The organism is Zooshikella harenae (genome assembly GCF_018837975.1).
GTDB classification, from domain to species: Bacteria; Pseudomonadota; Gammaproteobacteria; order Pseudomonadales; family Zooshikellaceae; genus Zooshikella; species Zooshikella harenae.
Genome location: NZ_JAGSOY010000305.1, coordinates 1 through 791, shown reverse-complemented (window position 1 = coordinate 791; position 791 = coordinate 1). Strand labels below are relative to the sequence as shown.

At 44.8% G+C, this 791-nt stretch carries 2 protein-coding genes; one reads left to right on the top strand and one right to left on the bottom strand.

Annotated elements, in window-relative coordinates; all coding sequences use genetic code 11:
- Nucleotides 1-555: phage portal protein (locus KCG35_RS25815; protein ID WP_215822757.1), on the bottom strand; the 555-nt coding region annotated here is incomplete at its 3' end.
- A gap of 78 nt (nucleotides 556-633) precedes the next feature.
- Between KCG35_RS25815 and KCG35_RS26805 the strand changes: the two genes are divergently transcribed.
- Complete coding sequence (locus KCG35_RS26805) at nucleotides 634-759, top strand: hypothetical protein (RefSeq protein ID WP_255562041.1); 126 nt, start codon at nucleotides 634-636, stop codon at nucleotides 757-759.
- The last annotated feature ends 32 nt before the right edge of the window (nucleotides 760-791 follow it).

The following is a 791-nucleotide window of genomic DNA, read 5'->3' as shown; positions in this document are numbered from 1 at the left end:
ATACGCAATGGCTTGGCCTCGGTTACCCAGTTCGATGCCCGCCCGTAAGTATTGGGTATCCGCTTGCTCAAAGGGATTCGTTAACCGCTCACTGTCGATTAATTTAATACAGGTCTGTGGTCGGTTATTAATGGATTTTCGCCGCCATTCCGCTGAAGCAAGTATCTCACCCTGGCTGGCATAGTGTCGTACCGATTCTCGCGCCATCATGGTCAACGTTCTTTTTTCTTCGGCATCAATCCAACAATCTGGATCTTCCGCCCAGTCGGTAAAACGTGCTTCGACATCCTTGGCCCAATTACAGGCAATCTCTGCATCGAGGCCCAGTACTTTATAATTGGGCTTGGCGGATAAGCGAAACTGATGGCCAACGATATTATCGACATAAATTTGTTCCGCCCCATTGGCATAACCATGAGTGCGTTTAATATCCCGTGCTCGGCTATTAAGCAGGGGCATTTCCGGCAAATGTTCACGGTCAATGGATAATAAGGCGGGCTGCCAAAAATCCATATTATTCTGAACGGATTGCGTGGATAAAGGACGGGATTCCATGTGTAAGGGTTTTCCCGCTAGGTCAATAATCAGGGACATGGTAATATAGTTAAAAGGTTAATGAGGACTAATTAGACTGTGAATATCAGTAAACAACAGACGCTCTTTATTTATGCCGTTTTAATTGGAATGGTTTCATTAATTATGCTCGCCATGACAGGCTATATTGTCTGCACACTTGATGTCCCTTCTGGTACTTTTTAGCTTCAGCCTAAAATATTACTTTAAACGCTCGT